This window comes from Mesorhizobium sp. Root102 (genome assembly GCF_001425625.1).
GTDB lineage: Bacteria > Pseudomonadota > Alphaproteobacteria > Rhizobiales > Rhizobiaceae > Mesorhizobium.
The window spans coordinates 44,373-68,696 of record NZ_LMCP01000048.1 but is presented as its reverse complement, the minus strand read 5'-3'; the positions used below and the strand labels follow the sequence as shown (position 1 = coordinate 68,696).

The following is a 24,324-nucleotide window of genomic DNA, read 5'->3' as shown; positions in this document are numbered from 1 at the left end:
AAGATGTGACGACAAAATTCGATGAACTGCTGGGCCGGTTCCGCGCATACCTTGCGTCCGTCGATCACGCTTTGGTGCGCGATGCCGTGGCCCGGATCGACTGGAACATGCCGGCCCGCACGCTGGAGCCGCACACGCTTGCCTGCCTGCGCCATCTCGATCGCGCCGCCGAACTGGGGCCGCCGGATGCCAAGCCGCTGGTGCAACTGCTTGCCGAGCGTCGGAATGATTTTCGTTGGGGGCAGACCTACAGCGAGGCGGATTTCGGAAAAGAGTTCATCGACAATTACGGCTGGCTGGAAGTGTTCGGCACCCGAGGCCACTTCGCCAATGACGTGGTCGCCGCCGGCCTGCTGATCCTTGGACCCGATATCGTCTATCCCGACCACCATCACGTTGCCGAGGAAATCTACATTCCGCTGACCGGCGGCACCGAATGGCGCATGGGCGAGAGCGGCTTTTGCATGCGCACGGCTGGCGAGGTCGTCCACCACGTATCCAACGTCAATCACGCCATGCGCACCGGCAAAGACCCATTGCTGGCGCTCTACATCTGGCGCGGCGGGCCGCTGGCGCAGAAATCCGATATCACCGGAACCTTGGCGCAGGGCAGGGGCTGATGGCCAAAGCGATCATGCTGCAAGGCACGGGTTCGGATGTCGGCAAGACGGTGCTGGTCGCCGGCCTCTGCCGCGCGGCAAAAAAGCGTGGGCTGAAGGTCCGGCCATTCAAGCCGCAGAACATGTCGAACAATGCCGCCGTCGCCGACATTCCGGGCGACAACAGTGCCGGCGGCGGCGAGATCGGCCGCGCGCAATGGCTGCAGGCGATCGCTTGCGGCGTGGCACCCTCGGTCCACATGAACCCGGTGCTGCTGAAGCCGCAGACCGATGTCGGCGCGCAGGTCATCGTGCAGGGCAAGGTGTTCGGCGAAGCGCGGGCGCGCGACTACCAGGCGATGAAGGGCCGGCTGATGGATGCCGTTCTGGACTCCTGGGGCAAGGTCGGCGAGGGCGCCGATCTGGTCATCGTCGAGGGCGCCGGCTCGCCGGCCGAGATCAACCTGCGCACCCGCGACATCGCCAATATGGGCTTTGCCACGCGCGCAGACGTGCCGGTGGTGCTGGTCGGCGACATCGATCGCGGCGGCGTCATCGCTTCGGTCGCCGGCACGCATCTGATCCTGCCGGAAGAGGACCGGCGGATGATCGTCGGCTACCTCATCAACAAGTTTCGCGGTGACGTTTCACTGTTCGACGACGGCATCAGGTCGATCGAGACATTCACGGGCTGGCGCTGCTTCGGTGTCGTACCGTGGCTGAAGGCGGCGGCACGCCTGCCTTCGGAAGATTCGGTGGTGCTGGAACGGCTGGCGTCCGGCGAAGCGCGCGCGCTGAAGGTGGCGGTGCCGGTGCTTGGCCGCATCGCCAATTTCGACGATCTCGACCCGCTCAAGGCCGAACCGCGGGTCGAGGTGGTGTTCGTGCCGCCGGGAAAGCCGCTGCCCGCCGATGCCGGGCTGGTGGTCATTCCAGGCTCGAAGTCGACGATTGGCGATCTCCTGAAATTCCGCGAAAACTGCTGGGATCGCGACTTGCAGGCCCATCGCAAGCGCGGTGGCCATGTCGTCGGCATTTGCGGCGGTTTCCAGATGCTTGGTCGTATCGTGCGCGATCCCGACGGCATCGAAGGCAGCGTCACCGAGGCCGAAGGGCTTGGCCTTCTCGACATCGAAACGGTGATGGAACCGGAAAAGACCGTGCGCAATGTCAGTGCCCGTTCGGTGCCGTTCGACCTGCCACTCGAAGGCTACGAAATCCATCTCGGCCGCACCACCGGGCCGGATACACTGCGGCCTTCCGCCGTCATCAATGGTATCGATGACGGGGCGATATCGGCCGATGGCAAGGTGATCGGCACCTATATGCACGGCCTGTTTGGCGCCGACGGCTTTCGCGGGAAATTCCTCGAAAGCCTCGGCATCAAGGGCGGGGGCATCGACTACCGGGCCGAGGTCGAGCGGGCGCTGGACGAGGTCGCAGCCGAGTTGGAGACCCATCTCGACTGCGACGCGATCTTTGGTTTGGCGCGCTAAAAGTCCAGTTCACGCCTTTTCGCCGGCCTCCGGCCAGTAGGTGCCAAACGACCAGACATTGCCTTCCGGGTCGCGGCAGATGAACTCGCGGCTCCCGTAGTCACGGTTGGTCAATTCCTGGATGATCGTGGCTTCGGCCTTCCTGGCCTTGGCATAGGCGGCATCGGCATCATCGACGGCAATGTAGATCGACTTGCCGCCGCCTGAGCCGGGTTCGCCAACCATCTTGCCGTAGTCGTCGTCGCGCACCGTGCCAAGCATGATCATCGAGGAGCCGAAGACCAGTTCGGCATGGTGCACGACATCGCCTTCGCCATAGCGAGCACGGATGCTGAAGCCGAAGGCTTCGCCCAGCCAGTCGATCATTTTTGCCGCGTTCTTGTAGCGCAGGGCAGGGTAAAGCCGCGGTGCTTCGGTGGTGGGCATGGGAGCTCCTTCAATTGGGTTGGTCGATACCCCCACTCTGGTCGAAGGCCGTTCCAGCGTCTTGAAGAAATGTTACCTGACAGAGAGCGCGGTCGGTGTCTCGCCGGCAAGGTCGCGGAACTCGCGCACCAGATGCGCCTGGTCGGCATAGCCGCAATCGGCGGCGATATCCGCCCAGTCGACGGTTTGCTGCCTCGACAGGCCGAGCGCGCGGTTGAAGCGGACGATGCGCGACAGCGTCTTGGGGCCGATGCCGATGGCGTTGGAAAAACTGGCGGCGAGATGTTTGCGGCTCCAGCCCAGTCTTTCGGCGATCGATGCAATGCGGGTTCTGCCGCCAGACGTGATGATGCGGTCATAGGCCCAGGCGATTTCGAGCGGCGTCTCCGCGGCGTTCTCGAGACGGGCGGCGACGAAGGCTTCGGCCATGTCGAAACGCGTTGCCCAGTCCGGCGCGTTGCCGAGCCGTTCACGCAGCGCCAAGCCTTGCGCGCCAAGCACGTCGTCTAGGACGACCATGCTGTCGGCCAGTTCGCTCATCGGCAGGTGGAAGAAACGGCGTGCGCCAAGCGGCGTGAAGTTGACCTGGACGCAGCAGGCGCCGCCGAAGGATTCGATCACCACCGGTCCGGCATAGAGGCCGGCGGCGAAACTGGCGAAGCGGTCATTGTCATCAGGCGCCTTGCCGAGGCCGATGGCGAAGGGTTCGGCGAAGCTGATGACCAGCGGTACGGTGAGCGACGCGTATTCGACGTTGCGCAGATGGCCGGGCGCTGTTTCGCGGTAACCGCAAATGTCCGACACAATGCCCTGAAGTCGAGGATCGGGCAGGCGCCAGCGCATCTCGAACCGCCCGGCGACGGATCGGTCTTGCTCTTGCTGGGGTTGCATCGTGACTGGCATCGGCCATCCTTGCGCCAAGTCAAATCTAGCAGACCCGGGGCCGGAATCAAAAGCGCCCGGCTTTTGGCCGGGCGCTCCTCGTCCCCACTTCAAGTGAAATGGTCAGGCGCCGCGCATCAAGCAGCCGCCGGCAAGCACGATGAAAGCAATAAGCACGATCCACACCGATGCGAGTGGAATGAACGCAAGAACGCCAAGCGCGGCGAGAACGCCGATGATGGCGATGACAACGGAGATGATAAAAACGATCTGGGTAGGTGCGCTAAGATTCATGTGTGGCTCCTCCAACATGATTCGAACAGCGGCATTCTATCAGGGCGCGTGATCACACACCAATCAAGGCCCGCAGCGGGTTCGCCGGGTCCGCCAGCAGCTTCACCGCCAGCGCCAGGCAGACAATCACCAGCAGCGGCTTGATCAGTTTTGCGCCGATGCGCATGGCCAGGCTGGCGCCGACACGGGCGCCGAGGAACTGGGCAACGCCCATCATCAGGCCGATCTTCCAGTAGACGACGCCGAAGCCCGCGAAGACGATGAAGCCGCCGATGTTGGAGGCGAAGTTGAGCAGTTTGGTATGCGCCGTCGCCTTGAGCACGCCGTAGCCGGCCAGTGCCACGAAGGCCAGCATGTAGAAGGAGCCCGCACCTGGTCCGAACAGGCCATCATAGAAGCCGATGGCGGGCACCAGGGTCAGTCCGAACAGGAACGGCGACAGGCGCTCGGCGCGGTCGACATCGTTCATGTTCGGCTTGAACGCGAAGTAGAGCGCGGTGGCGATCAGCACGATGGGCAGGGCGGCCCGCAGAATGTCACCCGGCACGATCGTCGCCAGCAAGGCGCCGATGGCGCTGCCGACAAGGGCCAAAAGCGCCGACGGCAATTGTCGGCGCAGGTCGACATGACCCTTCGACGCGTAGTGGATGGTCGCCGAGCCCGAGCCGAACATGCCTTGCAATTTGTTGGTGGCGAGCGCCTGGACCGGCGTGAAGCCGGCAAGCAGCAGCGCCGGCACGGTGATCAGCCCGCCGCCGCCGGCGATCGAATCGACAAAGCCCGCCGCAAAGGCGGCGAAGGCGAGCATGGCGACGGTCTGGATGCTAAGGTCGATCATCTGATGTATGGAGGAGTCCGGCCGGCTGAGACAACGGGCGTTCGACCACGACCGCCCTGTTTGCGCAAGGTCGATTCCGCGCTACCTCTATCCAAGCGCATCGCGCTTGGATTTGTGTTTGTGTGTCGTTAACCCGAAAAGAGGCTCCTGATGGCATTCGCATTGCTGGACCAGATACGTCAGATCTTCGACGGCGACCCGGGCGTGCGCAAGGTGGCGGACGATCCTGTCTTGTCGGCGGAATTGCTGATGCTGTTTCGCATGATCCTGGCCGACGGTTCGGTCAGCGAGAGCGAGATGGTTGCCTTCCGGCGCATCTGCAAGGACGCCTTCGGCATTGCCGAAACCAGCATCGATAGCGTCATCGAATATCTCAACGAGTTCGGCTACGAGACAAATGGCTCGCAGGCGATTGCATTGTTCCGCGATCTCGACATCGAACGCCGTAAGCAATTGGCCCGCCATATGGCGGAAATCGCCAAGGCGGATTCGCAACTGGCCGAGAGCGAGGTGCGCCTGCTGCGCCGCACGCTCGACCTGCTCGACATCAGCCCGGTCGATATGGTGGAGCCGGAAAAGTAGGATAACGGGCTGCCGGCCGGGGCTCGCTGCCTGCGGCAACTCCCCGGCGTTCGCGACCTTCCATCGTGCCACTGGCACGACGGATTCGCTTCGCGAACCGGTCGCTCACCCTTGTTCCTGCATTCGCCGAGCGATTGCCCGGTGCAAATCAGGGGCGGCGGTGACAAGCGCCTTGGCTGCCTCGGACTGCGGGTGGTCGAGCACCTCGCTGGTTTTGCCGCGTTCGACGATCTTGCCGTCATGCATGACCAGCACCTCGTCCGTGATGGCGCGGGCGACGGTCAGGTCGTGGGTGATGAAGAGGTAGGCGATGCCGAGCTTCTGGTTGAGCTCCGCGAACAAATCGAGGATCTGGGCGCGGATCGAGACATCGAGCGCCGAGACCGGCTCGTCGGCGACGACCAGCTTGGGGCGCGTGATGATGGCGCGGGCGATCGACAGGCGCTGACGCTGGCCGCCTGAAAATTCGTGCGGGTATTTGTCCATGTCGCGCTGGTCGAGGCCGACTTCGTGCAGGGCATGCGCCACCATCTCGCGGCGCCCGGCGCGCGTCGGCTTTCTCTCCAGTACATGCAGGGGTTCGGCGACCAGTTTTTCAACCTTCTGGCGAGGATCGAAGGATCCGTAGGGATCTTGAAAAACGACCTGCATGTCACGCCGCGCCGGCTTCAGCTCGGCTTCGCTCTTGCCGGTGATGGTCTCGCCGCGAAACCGGATCGTGCCCGATGTCGGCCGATCCAGGGCCAGGATCATGCGGGCGAGCGTTGACTTGCCGCAACCGGAGCGGCCGACTAGCGCCACAGACTGACCCGGCGCCATCGACAGCGAGACATCGTCGACGGCGCGGATACCAGGCGCGCGCCTGAACAGCGACATGCGCCGGCCGGGATAGTCGCGGGTCACGCCCTCGACCCGAAGCAAGGGATGGCCCGTCTCGACGCCATGCGGCCTGGCGCGCGCCGGCACATGCATCGAGGCCTGCGCCAGCTGGCGCGTGTAGGGATGGAACTGTTCGGACAGCGTGCGCGCCGTGTCCCCGGCCTCCATCACCTCGCCGCGGCGCAGGATGGTGATGCGGTCCGCCATCTCGGTCACCACGGCGAGGTCGTGCGAGATCAGGAGCAGGCCCATGCGGCTTTCGGCGACGAGGTCGCGCAAGAGGTCGAGGATCTGTGCCTGCAGCACCACATCAAGCGCCGTCGTCGGTTCGTCGGCGATCAGCAGCTTCGGCTTCAGCGCGCAAGCGATGGCGATGACGACGCGCTGGCGCTGGCCGCCGGACAGTTCGTGCGGATAGCGCGACATTGGGAATTTCGCTTCGGGCAAGCCGACACGGTCGAGCATTTTTCGCGCCCGGTCTTCGGCCTCGGCGCGGCTGGCCTTGGTGTGCCAGCGTATGCCTTCGGCGACCTGTTCGCCGATGGTCTTGACCGGATTGAGCGCCGTCATCGGCTCCTGGAACACCATGCCGATGTCGTCGCCGCGCAGCGCACACATCTGGTCCTCGGTTGCTGCCAGGATGTCGATGCCGTCGAAAGCAACGCGCCCGGTGGCGCGCGCGGCATAGGGCAGAAGCCGCATCACCGTCAGCGCGGTCATCGACTTGCCCGAACCGGATTCGCCGACCAGCCCCATCACCTCGCCGGGCGCGACGGAAAGCTCCACATCCCTGAGGATCTGCGTGTCGCCGATGGCCAGTGACAGGTTCTGGATGTCGAGCAGGCTCATCGCTGCCGCCGCGATTTCGGATCGAGGATGTCGGCGATGCCGTCGCCCAGTAGGTTCAAGCCGAGCACGGCGACAACGATCGCCATGCCGGGAAAGATCGCCATCCATGGCGCCACCACCATGCGGGTCTGCGCGTCGAACAGCATGCGGCCCCAACTCGGCATCGGCGGCTGGGCGCCGAGGCCCAGATAGGACAGCCCGGCCTCGGCCAGGATGCCCAGCGCGAACTGGATGGTGCCTTGCACCAGAAGCAGGGTGGCGATGTTGGGCAGCACATGTTCGATTGATATCTGCGTGCTGTTCTTGCCGGCGGCGCGCGCGGCTAGAATGAACTCGCGCGGCCAGATCGCCAGCGCGCCGGCCCGGGCGACACGGGCAAAGACCGGGATGTTGAAGATGCCGATGGCGATGATGGCGTTGACGGCGCCCGGCCCGAAGATGGCGGTGATCATGATCGCCGACAGCAAAGCCGGGAAGGCGAAGACGAGGTCGTTCAGCCGCATCAGCATCTCATCGACGAGGCCGCCGCGTGCGGCGGCAAAGGTGCCGAGCGGCACGCCGACCCCCATGCCGATGCCGACCGCGACTAGCGCCACGGCAATCGAATTGCGGGCGCCGACCATGACCATCGACAGTATGTCGCGGCCGAAATGGTCGGTGCCGAACCAGTGCGCCAGCGAGGGGGCTTGTGTCTTGTCCGATATCACCAGTTTGGTGACGTCGTAAGGCGTCCAGGCATAGGAGACGATCGCCATGGCCAGGATCAGCAAGGTGATGACGAAACCGGCAACGAAGGCGGTGTTCCTGAATGCCTTGGCCAGGATGCTGCTGAACGTCTCCTCGGGGATGTCGACGTGCAGCGTCATTGCCGGCTTCTCAGGCGCGGATCGACGATCGCATAGGAGAGGTCGACGAGGAGGTTGACGGCGATGACGGCCGCGACCAGCAGCATGACGACGCTTTCGACGACGATCAGGTCGCGCTGGGTGATTGCCTGGAACACCAGCCGGCCGAGGCCGGGCAGATAAAAGACATTCTCGATGATGATGGTGCCGGCAAGCAGGAAGGCGAACTGCAGGCCCAGAATGGTCAGCACCGGGATCATGGCGTTGCGCAGCGCGTGCCGCCACAGCACGGCGCGATAGGGCAAGCCCTTGGCGCGGGCGGTGCGGATATAGTCTTCGTTCAGCACCTCGATCAGCGCCGAGCGGGTGACGCGCGCCAGGATCGCCGCTTGCGGCAAGGCAAGCGCCACGGCGGGCAGCAGCAGCGATTTCAAGGCTGGCCAGATACCGGCACTCCAGCCGGGAAAGCCACCGGCCGGAACCAGCCGCAGCCAGACGGCGAAGACATAGATCAGCATCAGCGCGAACCAGAAATTGGGCACGGCGACGCCAAGCTGTGCGGCGCCCATGGAAATCGTATCACCGACCCGTCCACGCCGGCTGGCGGAAAACAGGCCGACGGGAATCGCGATGATGGTGGAGAGCGCAAGCGCAATTAGCGCCAGCGGCAGCGAGACGGCCAGCCGCTCGCGCACCAGATCGATGACCGGCACGGAATAGGTGTAGGAGCGGCCCAAATCGAGACTGAGCAGACCGCCGGCCCAGTGCAGATAGCGCCAAGCCAGCGGCGCGTTGAGGCCCATCTGGTTGCGCAGCAATTCGACCTGATCGGCACTGGCGTTCATGCCCAGCATCAGCCGCGCCGGGTCGCCGGGCAGGATCTCCAGGACGGCGAACACCACCATCGAAGCCAGCACCAGCGTGGCGATGGCGATGGCGAGGCGTTTTAGGAGATAGGCTGTCATGGAAGGCGGGGGATCACTCGCTCCACTTCACCTTGGTCAGGTCATTGGCCTGGATCGGCGCGTTTTCCCATAGCCCCTGCAGCTTGGCGTCCCAGACGCCGACCTTCGGCAGTTCGTAGAGGAAGCCGACCACGGCATCGTCGGCCAAGATCTTCTGCGCCTGTCCCAGCAATTCCTTGCGCTTGGCTTCGTCGGAGGTGAGGTTGAGGTCGGCGATCACCTTGTCGAAGGCCGGGTTGTCGTAGTTGAAGTAATAATCCTTGCGCGAATAGATATCGATGTCGTTGGGTTCGGTGTGGGAGACGATGGTGAGGTCGTAATCCTTCTTGGTGAACACCTGATCCAGCCACTGTGCCCATTCGACCGGAATGATTTCCAGATCGATGCCGACGTCACGAAGTTGCGAAGCGATGATCTCGCCGCCAAGCCGTGCATAGGACGGCGGCGGCAGTTTCAGTGTTGCCTTGAAGCCGCTCTCCAAGCCCGCTTCCTTCAACAGTTCCTTGGCCTTGGCGACATCATGCGGATAGCGGCCGGTGAGGTCGACACAGTCCTTGCTGGCCGGGGAGATGTGGGAGCCGATTGGCAGGCCGAGGCCCGCCGAAGCGCCGTCGATGATCGCCTTGCGGTCGAGCGCGTAGGAAATCGCCTGCCTCACCTGCAGCTTGTCGAAGGGCGGCTTCTTGTTGTTGATCGACAGGATGGTCTCGCCCTCGGTCGAGCCGATCACCACCTTGAAGCGTGGGTCGTCCTTGACCTGCGCGACGCTGTCGGGATCAAAGAAGGGAAAGGCCTGGATATCGCCGGAGAGCAGCGCCGGCACGGCGGCCGCAGCATCGGGCACGATGCGGAATTCGGCCTTGTCGAGAGACGCCGGCGTGCCCCAGTAATGGTCGGATTTCACCAGCGTGATCGACGACCCCTTTGCCCAGCTCTGGAACTTGAACGGACCGGTCCCGATTGGCTTTTCCTTGTTGGTGTCGGCCGATTCAGGCGCCACGATCACCGCGTCGCCCCAGCCCATATTGTAGAGGAAGGAGCCTTGCGGGTTCTTCAGCGTGACCTTCACGGTCGCCGGATCGACAACCTCGACCTTGTCGATACCGGCGAACAGGCCCTTTTGCGCGTTGACGGAATTGTCGGCGCGAGCGCGATCGAGTGAGAATTTCACGTCGTCCGCGTTGAAATCGGTGCCGTCGTGGAATTTCACGCCGGTGTGCAGCTTGAAGGTGTAGACCTTGCCGTCATCGGAAATGGTCCAGCTTACGGCCAGATCTGGCAGCACCTCGCCATTCGGCCCGATGCGCGTCAGGCCCTCGAACACATTGGCGTAGAGAACCTCGTCGATCGCCGCGGCGGCACCGGCGGTCGGATCGAGATGCGGGGGTTCGAGGGGAATGCCGATGACCAGGTCGGTTCGCGCGGCAAACGCGGAGGTGCCGGCGGCCAGTGACAGCACTGCGGCGGCCAGGATGGTTTTCCACAATCTCATCGTGCAACTCCCCATGCGTTTCAGACACGTGCTCAAACCCGAGCGATAGAAGCGTGATTTCGCCGCGGAGTAAATTGCGTTTCGTTCTGCCCGTCAGCGTGGCCGGGAATGTTTTTGTCCTGGCGGCCTCATCAGCAGGTCGAAGCTTGTCGCAGTGCGTGCCTTATCCGGTGGCTGTGCCGCGCAGCAGCACGTTGAGCCCGATCGCCATCACCTTGGCCGATTCCACCATGTCCGATATCCCGACCCATTCGTCCGGCCGGTGGGCGAGGTCGAGAATGCCAGGGCCATAGGCGATGCAGTCATAGATATGGCCGATGCGGGCAATGTGCTTCTGGTCATAGGTGCCCGGCGAAATGACGTAGTCGGGTTCGCGGTCGAAGATCGCCATGATGCCTTGCGCAACCGCCTTGACCACTGGGGCGTTGCGCTCGGTCATCAACGGCAGCACTTCCATCAGGTCGCGGATTTCATAGTCGAATTTTTTGCGCTCGCGCTTCAACCGGTCGAGAATGCCGGTCACCTCACCTTTGACGGTGTCGAGATCTTCCTCGAGCAGGAAACGGCGGTCGATGGTCAGCCGGCAGGAGTCGGGCACGTTGGGCGAGGGCAGGCCGGGCCGGAAATCCTCGGTTTGGCCGCCATGGATCGAATTGATGTTCATGGTCGAGCGCTTTGCTCCTTCGGGCACGACCGGCATGCGCGTCATCTTGCGGTCGAGTGCGGGGAACAGTTCGTCCTCGAAAGCCCGCAGCACGGCACCCATATGGCGCACCGCATTGTCGCCGAGGAACGGCATCGAGCCATGAGCGATCTCGCCCGTGGTCTCGATTTCCGCCCACCACACGCCGCGATGACCGAGACAGATGCGGTCCTTGTTCAGCGGCTCGGGAATGATGACGTGGTCGACCCTGGGTTTCGAGAAATAGCCGAGCCCGGCCAGATGGGCGACGCCGCCGAAGCCGCCGGACTCCTCGTCGACGGTGCCAGATATTTCGATAGCGCCGGGAAAGTCGGGAAACACTTCCAAGAAGGCTTCGGCGGCGATGATCGAGGCGGCAAGACCGCCCTTCATGTCGCAGGCGCCACGGCCATAGACCTTGCCGTCCCTGACGATGCCGGCAAAGGGATCGACGGTCCATCCGTCACCGGCTTCGACCACGTCGATATGCGAGTTGAAGTGGACGCAGGCGCCGGGCGACTTTCCGTCGAAACGAGCAACGACATTGACACGCGGGTAGCGATCGGTGTCGCCGGGCGTGCCTTCGGCGCGGATGAATTCGGTCTCGAAACCGCTCTTCTTCAGCCGCGCGCCGAGATATTCGGCGCATGGCCGGTAGGCCTCGCCGGGTGGATTGATGGTCGGAAAACGGATCAGCTCGGCGGTCAGCGCGACGACATCGTCGCGCCTGTCATCGATTGCCTGGAGGAGTCGCTCGTTCATGCGCGGAGTTGAGCAGCGATCGACTTGGTTTTGCAAGCCCGCTGGTGATCAAGCCCGTGCGGCGTGTCGTTGCGGCAACTATCGCGGGAAATCGTTCAAATTCGCTGCTTTGGATTGGCGAATTGGTCAAGGAGTGTGTGCTACCTCATTCACCTGCCATTAAAAAGATGAAAAACAACGTGATGGCAGGCAAGTAAGGGGCAATCAAAGGGGTTTGATCGCATGAAAAAGATAGTTCTCATGGCAGCCGTGTTTGTCACGATGCTGTTCGGTGCTTCGGGGCAGGGCTGGGCAGCCAGCCTCGTTGCAAACATAGACGTGTCGTCGCAGACGATGACGGTCAGATATGGTGCGGCGGTTTACCGCTGGAGCGTCTCCACCGCGCGCAAAGGCTACATTACGCCGCGCGGCAGCTATCGGCCTCAACGGACGGCGCGGATGTGGTATTCGCGCAAATACGACATGTCGCCGATGCCCTATTCCGTGTTCTTCCATGGCGGCTATGCCATCCACGGAACAGGCGCGGTCAGGCAGCTCGGCCGCCCGGCGTCGCATGGCTGCGTGCGCCTTCATACGGCAAATGCCGCTGCCTTCTACTCGATGGTGCGGGAAGTGGGGTTCGGCAACACGCGGATTGTCGTCACCAATTAGGGCTTAGACCGGCTGTTGATTCCACCGTGGTTTTTTGCGGCGGGATCGGCTGCAATTGCCTGAATCTCGGGCGCTTTGCTTTAAAAATGTTGCAGGAATAGCGCATTGGCTTGGGAAACGGTGTCGTAGCGTCACTTGGGCCCGGCGAATGGTTTCTGCCAAAACGCGATTATGTTAGCTTTCAAGCAGATAACTTGCGAGGGGCTTTAATGTACAGACTTCTTCTTGGGGCGGCGATTGCCGTCACCGCTACTTCGGCCTTCGCCGCCGATGCGGTTGAGCCAATTGTCATGGATCAGGAACTCGCACAGCCGCATATTTCCGGCTATGTCGAAGCTTATCTTGGCGGATTGTATCTGTCGGCAGATGGTGGACATCTCTCTGCGACGACAGCTGGCGGTGCCGGTCGGGTCAATTTCCCGATCGACGCACGCTGGAACATCCAAACCGATGCGAACATAGATTCGCTTTGGGTCGAGGGCAGCAACATTTATGGTTATGGTGGCGCGATCCACGGCTACTGGCGTGACCCGAGCAGCCATGCGCTCGGCGGGTTCGCGACCTTCACACGCTACGGTGGGGACATTGGCGGTCCGAAGATTTACAATTTCACGGTTGGCCCCGAAGCCCAGGCCTATTTCGGCAACGTGACCGTCTACGGCCAGGCCTACTACGGCCAGCTGCGGGCCAACGGCGAATCCGAGCACTATGACCAATGGGGCGGGCGCGCCGTGGTGCGCTACTTCGCCCAAGATAATCTTCGCTTCGACGGCGAGCTTGGCTTTGCGAGACTGTCAGGGTTCGGCGATCATCTCGACACCATTACCGCGGCGCTGCAGGCCAACTACCGGTTCTCCGGCACGCCGTTCTCGGTGTTTGGACGCTATCAGCTGGATCATATGTCGGTTGAGAGCACCGATCTGAACATCCACAAATACGTGATCGGCCTGCGGGCGAGCTTCGGTTCGAACACGCTGCTCGAGGAAGACCGCAACGGCGCCACGATGGACACCTATCGGCCCAATTTCATCCTGCCATTACCGGCTTTGTAGCGCTGGCGGGCTTTTCCGGGCCTGACAGAAAGATCGATTGCCCTAGCCGCGAGGAGCGATCCTTGCGGCTATTCCTTGTCTCCAATTGATCGCGAAAGGATCCGGCGAAGGTTTTGTCTGCTCGAAGGTCGCCAGCCATTGCTGACCCATGAGTTGCGGTCAGCGCAGGGGCGCTCGCCAATGGACGAGCTCAGGCGCTGATGGCAGGTGCTTTTGCCTGTGGGGGCCGCTTTCTCCGCCCGCCGCCGATCTCCCACCTTTTGTGGAACCACATCCACTGGCCGGGGTCTTCGCGTACCCAGCGTTCGACCACGTCGCAGAGCAACTGGGTGGTGGCGTGGACATCGACGCTGCCGTCAGCGTTGCGCGGCAATGTCAACTTGTCCTCGATCTCGAGCCGGAAGCGGTTGCAGGGCAGCCTGACACAGCGCGCCGGATAGACGTCGCAGTCGTAGTGACGGGCAAGGGTAGCCAGCACCCGGTTGCTCTGGCAGGGACGGCCGAAGAATGTCGTGTCCAGGCCATTGGAGAATTTCTGGTCGACAAGGACGCCGATGTTGCCGCCGTTTTCCAGCACCCCCGCCAACGCAAACGACGCGCCGGCCATCGACGGCAGCAGCGCTCCCATGGTCGAGCGGCGCGTCGACAGGATATAGTCGGCAAGGTAGGGGTTGTTGGGCGGTCGAAACAGCGCCGTGATGTTCATGCCGAAGGTCGCCGCCGCGACCGGCAGCAGTTCGAAATTGCCGAGATGGCCGGTGAAGACGATATGCGGCTGCTTTTCGGCCGCGATTTCGGTGAAGTGCTCTACTCCCTTGACCTCGACGCGGCCGGGCTTGGTGGCGGCGGGGTCATAGTCGAACAGGGCATCGAGGAAGATGTACTCGGCGGCGAGCCGGGCCATGTTGCCCCACATGTCGGAGGCGATTGCCTTGATTTCGGCTTCGCTCTTTTCCGGATAGGCCTTGCGCAAATTGTCGACAGCGACCTGATGGCGTCCCACCCAGGGGCCAACGCGGCGCGCGACGCGGTCGGCAAAGTTCAGCGCACTGTCGGCCGGCAGCAGACGCAGAACCGAGATGATCATCATAGCCGCGCGCGCCACCAGCCAGTAGTTCAACTGGCGCAGCTGCCTGCCGTAACGAAATTTGAGGTCCCGGCGGAACTTCTTGAACACAGAGGTCAAGGCTCTAGCCGACGCGCAGGATGATCTTGCCGAACACGTCGCGGCCTTCCATGCGCTTCAGCGCCCCATCGATACCATCGAAGTCGACTTCGGTGTCGATGACCGGTGCGACCTGTCCCAACGCCATCTTCTGCATGGCGTTGGCCATGTTCTCCATGCGGCAGCCAAAGGAGCCGAGCAGTTTCAATTGCTGCTGGAACAGTTGCATCAGGTTGATCTGCGTCGACACGCCCGAGGTCGAACCGCACGTCACCAGGCGGCCGCCACGCTTCAGGCACAGCATCGAGGCGGCAAAGGTGTCGGCGCCGACATGTTCGAAGACGACATCGACGCCCTTCTTCTTGGTCAGCTTGCGCACGACGCCCTCGAAACGATCGTCGCGATAGTTGATGACATGGTCGGCGCCGAGCGCCTTGGCCTTGTCGATCTTGTCGTTGGAGCCGACCGTGGTGATGATCGTGCAACCCATTCGCTTGGCCAGCTGGATGGCGGCCGAGCCGATGCCGGATCCGCCGGCATGGATGAGAATGGTTTCGCCGGGCTGCAGCCTGGCGTTGTCGAATAGCATATGCTCGACGGTGCCGAAGGTAACGGGCGCCACCGCCGCACCGATGTCGGTCACGCCGGGCGGGGCAGGAACCAGCAGGCGGGCCGGCAGGTTGATCTTTTCCTGCGCAAAGCCGTCGAGATGGAAGCCGTGAACGCCCGAAACATGTTCGCAGAGATTGTCGCGGCCTTCGCGGCAGGCGCGGCAAAGGCCGCAGGTGCGCGCGCCGTAGATCGACACCAATTGTCCGGGCAGCAGGCTGGAAACGCCGGGGCCAACCGCCTCGACCTCGCCGGAGGCTTCGGCGCCGACGACCAGCGGCAGCTTGCGCTTGGCGAAGGCCATACCGCGCCAGCCCCAGACGTCGATGTGGTTCAGCGCCACTGCCTTGATGCGTAGCGTGACTTCGCCGAGTGCCGGCGGTGGGGGAGGCGGCAGGTCCACCGTCTCGAGACGGCGGTCCTCGATAAGTTGCAATGCGCGCATGGGGCCTGTCGGTTCAGTCTGGCTGAAAAAGTTCGCTTAGACCGGTTCCCGCGCCATGACAAGGCAAGTGTTCTGGCCGCCGAAGCCGAAGGAGTTCGACAGAACGGTGCGAACCTCGGCATTGCGCTTCTTGTTCGGCACCACATCGAGCACGATCGCCGGATCGGGGTTGTCGTAGTTGATGGTCGGCGGAATGACGCTTTCACGCATTGTCATCAGCGAGAACGCCGCCTCGACCGCGCCCGCCGCCGACAGCGTGTGGCCAATCATCGACTTGTTCGACGAAACCGGCATCGAGCTGATCCGTTCGCCGAACACGGTCGACAGCGCCAGATGTTCCATCTTGTCGTTCTCCGGAGTCGACGTGCCGTGGGCGTTGACATAGTCGATCTCGTCTTCACTCAGGCCGGCATCGGCAAGGGCGGCGCGAACCGCGGCGATGGCCGGCGAAGCGTCCGGCTTCGAGCGGGTGCGGTGGAAGTCGTCGGCCTTCTCGCCGCACCCCCCCAGGACGCCGAGAATAGTCGCGCCACGAGCCAATGCCGCCTCAAGCGATTCCAACACCAGCGCCCCGGATCCCTCGGCCAACACGAAGCCGTCGCGATCCCTGGAGAAAGGCTTCGATGCCTTTTCGGGAATGTCGTTGTGCGTGGAGAGCGCCGAAAGCAATGAGAAACGGATCAATGCCTCGGCGGTGGCAGACCCGTCCGCGCCGATCGACAGGGCCCGGTCGCATTCGCCGCGTCGGATCGCCTCGACTCCGAGCTGGATCGCAGTGGCACCCGAAGCGCAAGCCGTCGACAGCGTGATCGGCAGACCGCGTGTGCCAAGACGATCGGCAAGGCGGTCGGCGATCGAACCGAACTGGGTGGTCTCGAAAATATCCAGCTCTTTCAAGCTACGCGCGACCCGAAGCAGTCTTTCGGCGGCGGTGTCGTCCTTGTCCTTGCCAGAATTGTAGAGCGAGAAGCGTTCGGTCCAATCAAGTTCGACCGGGGGCGATGCCAGGAAGAGCGGTCCGCCGAAATCGCTGGAATCAAGACCGGCTTCGGTCACCGCTTCGAGGCCCGCAAGCTCGGCAAGCTCATAGGTGAGTGGGCTGGCACCTTTCGAGCTCGATGGCAGGAAATCGACCATGCCGGAGATGCGGGTGTTCAGTTGATCGATTGGAAAGCGGGTGATCGGGTGAATGCCCGACTTGCCCGAGGTCAGCGCCGCCCAATTGTCTGATTTGCCGACGCCAAGCGAGGTCACCACGCCGATGCCGGTGACGGCGACGATCGGCCTGCCCATGTGATCATTCAGATTGGCCATCCGGGAGCCCTCGAGCGTTTATCGTTGCAGCATGGATCAGTCAGCGCCCGCCTTACGCGGCGTTGACCAGCGCCATGCCCTCGAATTGGTGATAGCCGATCGCCGTTGCAAGGACGGTTGCGGGAACGCCTTCGAACGGTGTCTCGGCTGTGGCATCAAAGACAGGGTAGGCGGCCTTGCGGTCGACGGCCAGTGCGGCGAGCGCCACGGCGAACGGAAACTGCGCTTCCTTCATGTGCCCGGTCAGCGTCGAGAAACCGCGCGCGGCGATCGCCGGATTGGCATCGAGCGCGGCTTTCTCGGCAGTGGTTGCCGCATGCGCGCCCGAGGCGCCTGACATCGCAAGCAGCTTGCCGTTCGGCAGCGCCGCCTGGCTGAGCAATGCGGCGATCTCGGCGTCGAGCTCTCCGCGCGACCGCCTGGCGCGGCCGGAGACGACCGGCCCAAGTTCGGCATAGATTTTCCGACCCCGGTCCGTTGCATGTTCGCGCTGCTCCAGCACCAGGAAGGCGCCGCCGGATCCGGTCACAACGCCGCCGCCCTCGGCGCCTTGTCTTTGCCAGACCGGCTTCCACGGGCCGCGATGCAGATAGCCGGCTAGTTCATAGCCGAGCAGCATGTCGGAATGTTCGGTCTGGAAGGCACCGCCGACCAGGATGTGCGTCGACTGGCCCGAGCGGATGCGTGCGGCGGCAGTTTCGACGGCGGCGACGCCGGCACCTTCCTCGCCCATGAAGGTTCTGGACGAGCCAGTGACCTTGTGGACGATGGAGATGTTGCCGGCGAGCAGGTTGGACAGCTGGGCCAGGAACAGTGTCGGCCGCAATTCGGTGGTCAATTTCTCGTTGAGCAGCACATCTCGGTCATTGCGGCTTTCCGAAGCGGCGAGAATGGCGGCATCGACCGCCTCGTCGCGCTCGCCACCGCCTGCGGCCACTACCATGTCCATGGTCGCGCAGAGTTCGTCATTGCCCTTGATGCCAGCGTCGTCCAGTGCAAGGCCGGCAGCATAGGTGCCGAGCCTCTGCCAGGTTTCCATCTGGCGCTGATCGCCGCGCTTGGCGATCTGCAGGTTCCAGTCGATCTCAGGCAGCGGATGGACGGTATAAGGTGCAAAGCGCGTCGCTTCGAGCACCGGCTGAAAGCCCGGCTGGGCGAGCTTCTGCCAATGGGTATCAGGACCTTCCCCCAGCGAGGAGACAAGGCCGATACCAGTGATGACGACGTCGCGGGGGCTGCTCATGGGCGGCTTTGTGGGTCAGGCGGCAGAGCGCGTCAAGATCGCGCGCTCAACTGACGTCAGGCGGTCTTGGTGGCAACCAGCGCGTCGATCTTGGCGCACAGGTTCTTCATGACGAAGTAATCGTCGGTCGAAGCCTTGCCGTCATTGACCTCCTGGGTCCACTTTTCCAGCGGCACCTTGATGCCGAATTCCTTGTCGATGGCGAAGACGATGTCGAGGAAATCGAGGCTGTCGATGCCGAGATCGTCGATCGTGTGGCTCTCGGGCGTGATGGTGTCGATATCGATCTCGCTGGTGTCGGCAATGATCTTGGCGACTTTGTCGAACGTGGTGGACAAGGGCTTTTCCTTCTTTGCGGGCGGAATCTGTCCGCATCTTGTTTGGGCGCTGTCTAATCGGTTTTTCCCGGCAGGAAAAGGCCTGATAGTCCGGGCGCAGATGGGAAGCGTGCCTAGGAAACGCAAGAAGGGCCGCCGGTCAACCCGGCGGCCCTTCCCGTTACCGTTACGTCAGTCTTTGTTTCGATGCATGTCGTTTTCCCAAAACCGGTACCGCTTTTGGGCGACATGCATCAGCTGTCGCGGAGCTTGACCAGGTCGTTCAGCAGCCCGCCCGTTCCGTTGTGGACGGTCAGCCGCTCGACCTTGCCGGCGATGGTTTCCAGAGCCTCGAGCTCCTTCAGCCCCAGCATCACCGGGTTTTCCGCCATTTGCGGCTGCTTTCAATGGCGGCATTTCAGCAACACTTGATGGTACCAATGTACCATGATACCAATAGGTTATGACCATCGAACGCGTGCAGACCGGGGTCCGCCTGGAAAAACGACTGGTGAAAGTGCTCAAGGCCTTGGCCGAGCATCGCGACATGAGCCTCGGCGATCTAATCGAAGGCATCGTGCTGCATGCTTTCGAAGGGCAGACGCCGTTTTCACCAGCGACCCTGGAAACGATCAGCCAGTTGAAGCGCATCTACGGGCTGGAGCTCGGTGCGGCGGACAGCCACCGTCTGACTGAGAAGGAAGGCGGATGACGAGCCATCTTGAACGCAGCCATAGCATTGTCCTTTCCGGGCCGATCGATCGCGTCTTCCCGCTGTTCACGCCGATTGGCGAGACCTTGTGGGTGGATGGCTGGGAGCCGGAGTTCTTGCATCCGCAAAGCGGAGAAACGCAGCAAGGCATGGTCTTCCGGACCGTCCACGGTGATGAGAAGACACTCTGGGCCTGCGCCGACTGGGATCCTGCCGGGCATCGTGTCCGCTATGTCAGGGTCACACCGGATACGTGTTTCGGATTTGTCGAGGTGGCCTGCCGCCAGGCGACCGACGGCGGCACGGAAGCGTCGATTGCCTATACGTTCACGGCCTTGAACGCGGCGGGAAGGTCGTATCTGTCCGGACTGACGCAGGATGCGTTCGCGCACATGATCGAAGCATGGAAAGTCCGCATCGATGCGTGGCTGCTCACCGGCGCGTCAGCCGGACATCGCCACGCCTAAAAGGTGACGCGGCCGAGCACGCGCAGGCCGTCACCCTGCGGTTCGACGACCACAGCCTCGCCTTCGCGCGGCGAAACACCGGTCAGCGCCACGATGTCTTCCAGATGGGTGACCATGACCAGATTGTCGGAGCCGGAATAGGCGCGGATCTCCTTCATGATCGCGGCGATCTGCGCGGCCTTCTGCGTCTCGTCGCCCTTCAGGAGATCCAGCGGTGCAAACAGTTCCGGCTCGGCCTCGAAGGCGATGCGGGCGGTGTCGAGGCAGCGGCAATAGCGGCTGGACAGCACGCGCTCGATCGGTGCCGCCCGGGCGGCAAACAGAGCACCGATCTTGCTCGCCTGCTGCTTGCCGCGCGCTGACAGGTTCATCTGGGTGGCGCAGCTGTCGACGTCGAAATTGGCCGGGTCGGTCGTGCCGGTGACCATGGCATGGCGAAGCAGCACGACATGGCCGCCATCGCGCAGCAGCGCCCAGCCTGCATCCGTGGCGTGAGCCACGCCGGGAACAACAAGCAGGAACAACGCCAAGGCAAATCGAATCATCCGCTATCCTTCTCCGGTTCCCGGCAATGGGTTCCGGTGACGGGACATATAGGGACGGCAAAGCCAGCCGAAAGACAAGGCGCGGTAGGGTGGAGCACTACTTCTTCGCCATCTGCTTCTTCACCAGATCGATCTTCTGGTCGGTGAGCGGGATGGGGATCGTGTAGCCGGCTTCGGTAAAGCCCTGCTTGGCGTTCTCGAAGAATTCGATCGCCTTTTGATATTCGGCCTTGCCGCCGCCATAGCTGGCTCTGTTCCAGTGGACGTCGCCGAGATTGTTCTGCGCGAAGGCCCATTGCATGGGCAGGCTTTCCCTGGTGAACACCTTCAGTGTCGCCGTGAAGGCGGCCTCGGCATCGCCGAGATATCTGTCGGTGCGTTCGAGATTGCCGAGGTTGAGCAGGCTCATGCCGATGCCGTTCTGGGCGTTGGCCCAGTCGACCGGTGCCGCGTCGATGGTCAGCACTTCGAGGGCTGCCCTGCGGGCTGCGACGGACTCTAGCAAGGTCCTGGGGTCGGCATTGCTCATGCTCAGCCAGTGCAGCGTCGAGCCGAGGCCGGCCTGGGCCAGCGCCCATTGGCGCGGGTTCGTCTCGCGCTTGTACTCGCGCAATGCATCGCGGTAGGCGGCAATGGCCTCACCGTAATGTTCCGGCTTGTCGGTGACGCCGCCCAGAAGCTGCAGCGTGTTGCCGAGATTGTAGTGGCTCATTGCCCAGTCCTGCGGGAATTTCCGTCTGACATAGACCTGCCGGGCGGCCTGGAACGCCGCGGCCGACTGCTCCAGCTTGGCCGCGTCGCGGGTGCGCTGGCCAAGCGTCTGGTAGATCGAACCGAGATTGTTCTGCACTGAGGCCCAGTCCATCGGGAAACGCAGCCGGGTAAACACCGTCAGCGCATCGTCATAGGCTGCAGCTGCCTCTTCGAGCGCGCCGGTGCCCATATCGAAGCGGGCGACACCGCTCAGCGCGTTGCCGAGGTTGAGCCGGCTGGTTGCCCACGAGACCGGGAAGGTTTCACGGGTTCGCACCTCGAGTGCGGCACGGAACGCGTCGGCCGCCTCGTTTATCTTCGCCTTGTTGTTGAGCTGAATGCCAAGCGACACCAGCGTGTTGCCGAGATTGTTCTCAACCATCGCCCATTCAACCGGCGCCTTTTCGCGCGTGTATTCCTCAAGTGCCAGCCGGTAGGCCGCCTCGGCTTGCGTCAGATGTTCGCCGGCGGCCTCGCGCTCGGACAGCGCATAGAGCGCCAGGCCGAGATTGTTCTGCGAAGCGGCCCAGTCGAGCGGCACTTTTTCACGCGGGCGCTTCTTCAACGTCGCGCGCATTGCCACCACCGCCTCGTTCAGGCGCTTCGGGTCGCTCTGGCGTTCACCGATCTTCAACAGCACATTGGCCAGATTGTTCTGCGCGGCGGCCCAGTTGAGATCGTCCTTCTCGCGCTCGAACACGACAAGGGAATCGCCAAAGATCTGAGCCGCTTCTTCGAGGTGCGCGGTCTCCGTCTCGCGCTCGCCGATGGTCTGCAGCACCACCGCCATGTTGTTGCGGGTGATCGCCCAGTCGCGATTCTGTTCGCCATTGGGGATGAAGTTCAGGATGGTGCGATAGGCGTCGATGGAGTGCTGCAGCGCATCCAGATCGCCGGTGGCGTAGCCGTAAGCGTTCAGCGCCTCGGCTTCCTGGTTCTTGTAGTTCCAGCGTAGCTTGTCGTCCCATTTTTCGGCCAGCGAAAACGCCTTGGCGTAGTCGCCGGCGGCGGACTTGTAATCGAACACCAGCCCCGAGGCATCGGCGCGTCTGGCGTAGATCGCGGCATCGGCAAGGCGCTTCTGCTTGACGAGATCCTCGGCCTCATCGACCGCATCGCTGCTCTGTTCGACCCGGCCGACCGCATCGTCGAGGAATTTGCGCGCCGTCACGATGGCGCCCTGGCCGATCGCCTTGTCGGCGGAGGCGACCAGGCGTTTGATCTCCGGATCGTCGGTGCGCAGCGCGGCACGTTCGGACATCATTTTCTTCAGGCGCTCGGCCTGGGCGTCGAGCACCTTTTGCAGGTCGGACGGATCCTCGGGGATCTTGTCCGTTCCGAGCGCCTTCAGCACGCCATAGAGCGCATCGAGCGGCACGCCTTCCTGCAGTGAGGCCAGTTCCACCTGCGCCCGTTTCGGGTCGGGCAGGTCGGAAATCGTCAGCAGGAGCTGACGCCGCTCGCCGGTGATCAGCCCGTCGTCGCCGGTCGGCTCCGCTGGTGCGACGCCGAAATAGAGCAGCCGGCGCAGGCTTTCATTGACCCAGGGGCGCTGCCTTGCCTTGGTGTCGAGGTAGACTTCTTCGGTCACCATGCGCATGACCGAGCCGAACTCGGTGCCCTTCATCGCCGCGAGGTGGCGCAGCAGGGCGGACGCGTAAGGGCTGTTTTCGCCAGCGGCGCCATCGAGCGCGGGACGACCCGGTTCGGCGGCAAAGCCGACCACCGTGCCCAGGCTCGCGTCGGCCGCCGGCGCATTGCCGAGCGCCTTGGCGCCGCGCACCGGTTCCAGCCCGCCGGCCCCAATCGGCGAGGCGGAAGCGGTCGGTGCGCGTCGCACCACGGCATCCTGCGGGAACGGATTGGTGCGGCAGGCGTCGAGCAGCACGATCGTCACCGGCACGGTCGCTTTTAAAGCATCCATGACGGCGGATATCGGCACCAGCGCTTGGTCGGCATCTTTCAATGACGACACGTCGGCATCGACCGGAACCAGATAGTTCTCGCCGCCGGCCTCGATGCCGTGACCGGAATAATAGATGAAGGCGACATCGGCGCCTTCGGCATCTTCCGTGAAACGCTCGAGGTCGCGCTTCAGCTTGGTGGCGTCGCGATCGGTGACGCTGCGCGCATCGAAGCCGAGGTCGGTCAGCATCTTGGCCATGTCGCGGGCGTCGTTGGCGGGGTTGGGGAGGGCGGCGATGTGTTCGTATTTCGACTGGCCGATGATCAGCGCCACGCCCTTGAGGCTTTTCGTCTCGGCAACTGCAAGCGGGGTCGCGGCAAGACAAAGCAGTGCGGCGACGAAAGCCGTCAGCCACGCCTGCCGCAAAAGAGTACGCTTCGTGGCTTCGACAAAGGCCATTTGTCGTTCGTGCCCGCCCTGATGATCCAAACCCTCTATAACGCTGCCAGCCGACGATGATCAAATTCGGGCGCGATTGCGTCGCGGCCGTGGCTCGCCTATCACGGGAAACTCGCCCGTCACGGTAAAAATGTCTCCGCTCACCGAAACCGTTCTTTTCGTCTTCAGCCTTGTCGCGCTCGGCTACCTCGCCGGGTTGACCGGCTATTTGAAGCCGGCGAGCGGCGAGGGGATAGCCGACTTCGCGGTCTCAGTGGCGATGCCGCTGCTGCTGTTCCGAACCATGGTGAATGCCGATTTCCACGGCGTGGCACCCTGGCCGCTGTGGGGCGCCTATTTCGCGGCCGTGGCGATCACCTGGGCCGCCGGCCATCTCGTCACCACCCGGATCTTCGGACGGGATGCACGCGCCGGCGTCGTCGGCGGGGTTTCGTCTGCCTTTTCCAATATCGTGCTGCTCGGGGCTCCCTTTATCCTCGGCATATTCGGAGCGGATGGTTTCGAGGTGCTGTCCTTGCTGGTGTCGGTGCATCTGCCGATCATGCTTATGGCTTCGATCGTGTTGTTTGAGATGTTCGGCCGGAGCGGCGGCGAACCCGTGCATCCCTTGCGCATCATCCGTAGGTTCCTGAGGCGGCTGTTCATCAATCCGCTGATCATCGGCATTCTGGCGGGTCTCGCATGGCGCGTCACCGGTGCGCCGCTGCCGGATGTCGCCATACGCCTGGTCGATGCTCTGGCCGATACGGCCGGTCCTGTGGCGCTGTTTGCCATGGGACTCAGCCTGCGCCGCTTCGGCATTTCGGGCAATGTTAGGCCGGCGCTGGTGCTTTCGGTGCTGAAGCTATTGCTGATGCCGGCGCTGGTTCTGGCCTTCGTCTGGCTGCTCGGCCTGCCGCCCTTGACGGCCAAGGTGGCGGTGATGGTGGCCGCGATGCCATCCGGCGTCAATTCCTATCTGATCGCGGTCCACTTCAACACCGGCCAGGCGTTGGCGTCGAACCAGATGACCATCGCCACGGCCTGCTCCGCCCTCACCACCGCGTTCTGGCTGACGGTGGTGCTGCACGTTTTCTGATGGGGTATGTCGATATT

Annotated in this window: 24 protein-coding genes and 1 pseudogene; 8 read left to right on the top strand and 17 right to left on the bottom strand. The window is 63.0% G+C overall.

The window, feature by feature from the left end:
* Window positions 1–5: 5 nt before the first annotated feature.
* Complete coding sequence (locus ASD12_RS31480) at window positions 6–620, top strand: dimethylsulfonioproprionate lyase family protein (RefSeq protein ID WP_056596232.1); 615 nt, start codon at window positions 6–8, stop codon at window positions 618–620.
* Window positions 620–2,095, top strand: coding sequence for a cobyric acid synthase (locus ASD12_RS31475; protein WP_056596229.1), 1,476 nt, complete (start codon window positions 620–622; stop codon window positions 2,093–2,095). Before ASD12_RS31480 ends, ASD12_RS31475 begins: the two co-directional genes overlap by 1 nt.
* Before the next feature lie 9 nt (window positions 2,096–2,104).
* Here the strand turns inward: ASD12_RS31475 and ASD12_RS31470 are convergent, their stop codons facing one another.
* The 4 genes from ASD12_RS31470 to ASD12_RS31460 all read right to left on the bottom strand — a co-directional run bounded on the left by ASD12_RS31470 (window position 2,105) and on the right by ASD12_RS31460 (window position 4,535).
* Entirely contained in the window at window positions 2,105–2,521 is a 417-nt protein-coding gene (locus ASD12_RS31470; RefSeq protein ID WP_056596226.1) for a VOC family protein, read from the bottom strand.
* A gap of 72 nt (window positions 2,522–2,593) precedes the next feature.
* A complete protein-coding gene (locus ASD12_RS31465) occupies window positions 2,594–3,424 on the bottom strand; it encodes an AraC family transcriptional regulator (protein WP_056596223.1) in 831 nt (276 codons plus the stop codon).
* Between the two features lie 102 nt (window positions 3,425–3,526).
* Window positions 3,527–3,697, bottom strand: coding sequence for a hypothetical protein (locus tag ASD12_RS33855; RefSeq protein WP_023812274.1), 171 nt, complete (start codon window positions 3,695–3,697; stop codon window positions 3,527–3,529).
* A 52-nt stretch (window positions 3,698–3,749) separates the two neighbouring features.
* On the bottom strand, window positions 3,750–4,535 hold the full coding sequence (locus tag ASD12_RS31460) for a TSUP family transporter (RefSeq protein ID WP_056596221.1): 786 nt from the start codon (window positions 4,533–4,535) through the stop codon (window positions 3,750–3,752).
* Window positions 4,536–4,685: 150 nt separating this feature from the next.
* Here ASD12_RS31460 and ASD12_RS31455 point away from each other — a divergent pair, with 150 nt between their 5' ends.
* A complete protein-coding gene (locus tag ASD12_RS31455) occupies window positions 4,686–5,117 on the top strand; it encodes a TerB family tellurite resistance protein (protein ID WP_056596218.1) in 432 nt (143 codons plus the stop codon).
* A 105-nt stretch (window positions 5,118–5,222) separates the two neighbouring features.
* On the opposite strand, the gene ASD12_RS31450 is transcribed toward ASD12_RS31455, so the two are convergent.
* The 5 genes from ASD12_RS31450 to ASD12_RS31430 all read right to left on the bottom strand — a co-directional run bounded on the left by ASD12_RS31450 (window position 5,223) and on the right by ASD12_RS31430 (window position 11,591).
* Window positions 5,223–6,845, bottom strand: coding sequence for a dipeptide ABC transporter ATP-binding protein (locus ASD12_RS31450; RefSeq protein WP_056596215.1), 1,623 nt, complete (start codon window positions 6,843–6,845; stop codon window positions 5,223–5,225).
* The gene (locus ASD12_RS31445) at window positions 6,842–7,711 is read right to left on the bottom strand and encodes an ABC transporter permease (protein WP_056596212.1); all 870 of its coding nucleotides are present in this window, start codon (window positions 7,709–7,711) and stop codon (window positions 6,842–6,844) included. The genes ASD12_RS31450 and ASD12_RS31445 overlap by 4 nt, the downstream gene beginning before the upstream one ends.
* The gene (locus tag ASD12_RS31440) at window positions 7,708–8,655 is read right to left on the bottom strand and encodes an ABC transporter permease (RefSeq protein ID WP_056596209.1); all 948 of its coding nucleotides are present in this window, start codon (window positions 8,653–8,655) and stop codon (window positions 7,708–7,710) included. Before ASD12_RS31440 ends, ASD12_RS31445 begins: the two co-directional genes overlap by 4 nt.
* Window positions 8,656–8,668: 13 nt before the next feature.
* Entirely contained in the window at window positions 8,669–10,147 is a 1,479-nt protein-coding gene (locus ASD12_RS31435; RefSeq protein WP_056596206.1) for an ABC transporter substrate-binding protein, read from the bottom strand.
* 163 nt (window positions 10,148–10,310) lie between these two features.
* Window positions 10,311–11,591, bottom strand: coding sequence for an acetylornithine deacetylase/succinyl-diaminopimelate desuccinylase family protein (locus ASD12_RS31430; RefSeq protein ID WP_056596202.1), 1,281 nt, complete (start codon window positions 11,589–11,591; stop codon window positions 10,311–10,313).
* Window positions 11,592–11,813: 222 nt separating this feature from the next.
* Between ASD12_RS31430 and ASD12_RS31425 the strand changes: the two genes are divergently transcribed.
* Together ASD12_RS31425 and ASD12_RS31420 are read left to right on the top strand one after the other, a co-directional pair.
* On the top strand, window positions 11,814–12,242 hold the full coding sequence (locus ASD12_RS31425; RefSeq protein WP_056596199.1) for a L,D-transpeptidase: 429 nt from the start codon (window positions 11,814–11,816) through the stop codon (window positions 12,240–12,242).
* Between the two features lie 110 nt (window positions 12,243–12,352).
* Window positions 12,353–13,294, top strand: coding sequence for a hypothetical protein (locus ASD12_RS31420; RefSeq protein ID WP_156389007.1), 942 nt, complete (start codon window positions 12,353–12,355; stop codon window positions 13,292–13,294).
* Window positions 13,295–13,484: 190 nt separating this feature from the next.
* Here ASD12_RS31420 and ASD12_RS31415 read toward each other — a convergent pair whose 3' ends face one another.
* The 6 genes and pseudogenes from ASD12_RS31415 to ASD12_RS34530 form a co-directional block, all read right to left on the bottom strand.
* Window positions 13,485–14,471 carry a lipid A biosynthesis lauroyl acyltransferase gene (locus ASD12_RS31415; protein ID WP_056596881.1) on the bottom strand — a complete coding sequence of 329 codons (987 nt, stop codon included), beginning with the start codon at window positions 14,469–14,471 and terminating at the stop codon, window positions 13,485–13,487.
* Between the two features lie 13 nt (window positions 14,472–14,484).
* Window positions 14,485–15,513 (bottom strand): zinc-binding dehydrogenase, encoded by a 1,029-nt coding sequence (locus ASD12_RS31410; RefSeq protein WP_056596193.1) that lies wholly within the window; start codon window positions 15,511–15,513, stop codon window positions 14,485–14,487.
* A gap of 36 nt (window positions 15,514–15,549) precedes the next feature.
* Window positions 15,550–16,827 (bottom strand): beta-ketoacyl-ACP synthase, encoded by a 1,278-nt coding sequence (locus tag ASD12_RS31405; RefSeq protein ID WP_056596190.1) that lies wholly within the window; start codon window positions 16,825–16,827, stop codon window positions 15,550–15,552.
* Window positions 16,828–16,879: 52 nt separating this feature from the next.
* The gene (locus tag ASD12_RS31400) at window positions 16,880–18,070 is read right to left on the bottom strand and encodes a beta-ketoacyl-ACP synthase (RefSeq protein WP_056596187.1); all 1,191 of its coding nucleotides are present in this window, start codon (window positions 18,068–18,070) and stop codon (window positions 16,880–16,882) included.
* A gap of 56 nt (window positions 18,071–18,126) precedes the next feature.
* On the bottom strand, window positions 18,127–18,408 hold the full coding sequence (locus ASD12_RS31395) for an acyl carrier protein (RefSeq protein ID WP_056596184.1): 282 nt from the start codon (window positions 18,406–18,408) through the stop codon (window positions 18,127–18,129).
* Window positions 18,409–18,641: 233 nt separating this feature from the next.
* Window positions 18,642–18,779, bottom strand: a pseudogene (locus ASD12_RS34530) (slipin family protein); the annotation flags it as partial.
* Between the two features lie 71 nt (window positions 18,780–18,850).
* Here ASD12_RS34530 and ASD12_RS31390 point away from each other — a divergent pair.
* The gene (locus tag ASD12_RS31390) at window positions 18,851–19,099 is read left to right on the top strand and encodes a hypothetical protein (RefSeq protein ID WP_056596181.1); all 249 of its coding nucleotides are present in this window, start codon (window positions 18,851–18,853) and stop codon (window positions 19,097–19,099) included.
* Window positions 19,096–19,566: a hypothetical protein gene (locus ASD12_RS31385; RefSeq protein ID WP_056596178.1), complete on the top strand. Its 471-nt coding sequence runs from the start codon at window positions 19,096–19,098 to the stop codon at window positions 19,564–19,566. Before ASD12_RS31390 ends, ASD12_RS31385 begins: the two co-directional genes overlap by 4 nt.
* On the opposite strand, the gene ASD12_RS31380 is transcribed toward ASD12_RS31385, so the two are convergent.
* Both ASD12_RS31380 and ASD12_RS31375 read right to left on the bottom strand, forming a co-directional pair.
* Window positions 19,563–20,111 (bottom strand): histidine phosphatase family protein, encoded by a 549-nt coding sequence (locus ASD12_RS31380; RefSeq protein WP_056596175.1) that lies wholly within the window; start codon window positions 20,109–20,111, stop codon window positions 19,563–19,565. The genes ASD12_RS31385 and ASD12_RS31380 overlap by 4 nt on opposite strands.
* 97 nt (window positions 20,112–20,208) lie before the next feature.
* On the bottom strand, window positions 20,209–23,229 hold the full coding sequence (locus tag ASD12_RS31375; RefSeq protein WP_056596166.1) for a caspase domain-containing protein: 3,021 nt from the start codon (window positions 23,227–23,229) through the stop codon (window positions 20,209–20,211).
* 130 nt (window positions 23,230–23,359) lie between these two features.
* Between ASD12_RS31375 and ASD12_RS31370 the strand changes: the two genes are divergently transcribed.
* Window positions 23,360–24,307 carry an AEC family transporter gene (locus tag ASD12_RS31370; protein WP_056596162.1) on the top strand — a complete coding sequence of 316 codons (948 nt, stop codon included), beginning with the start codon at window positions 23,360–23,362 and terminating at the stop codon, window positions 24,305–24,307.
* Window positions 24,308–24,324: the final 17 nt, after the last annotated feature.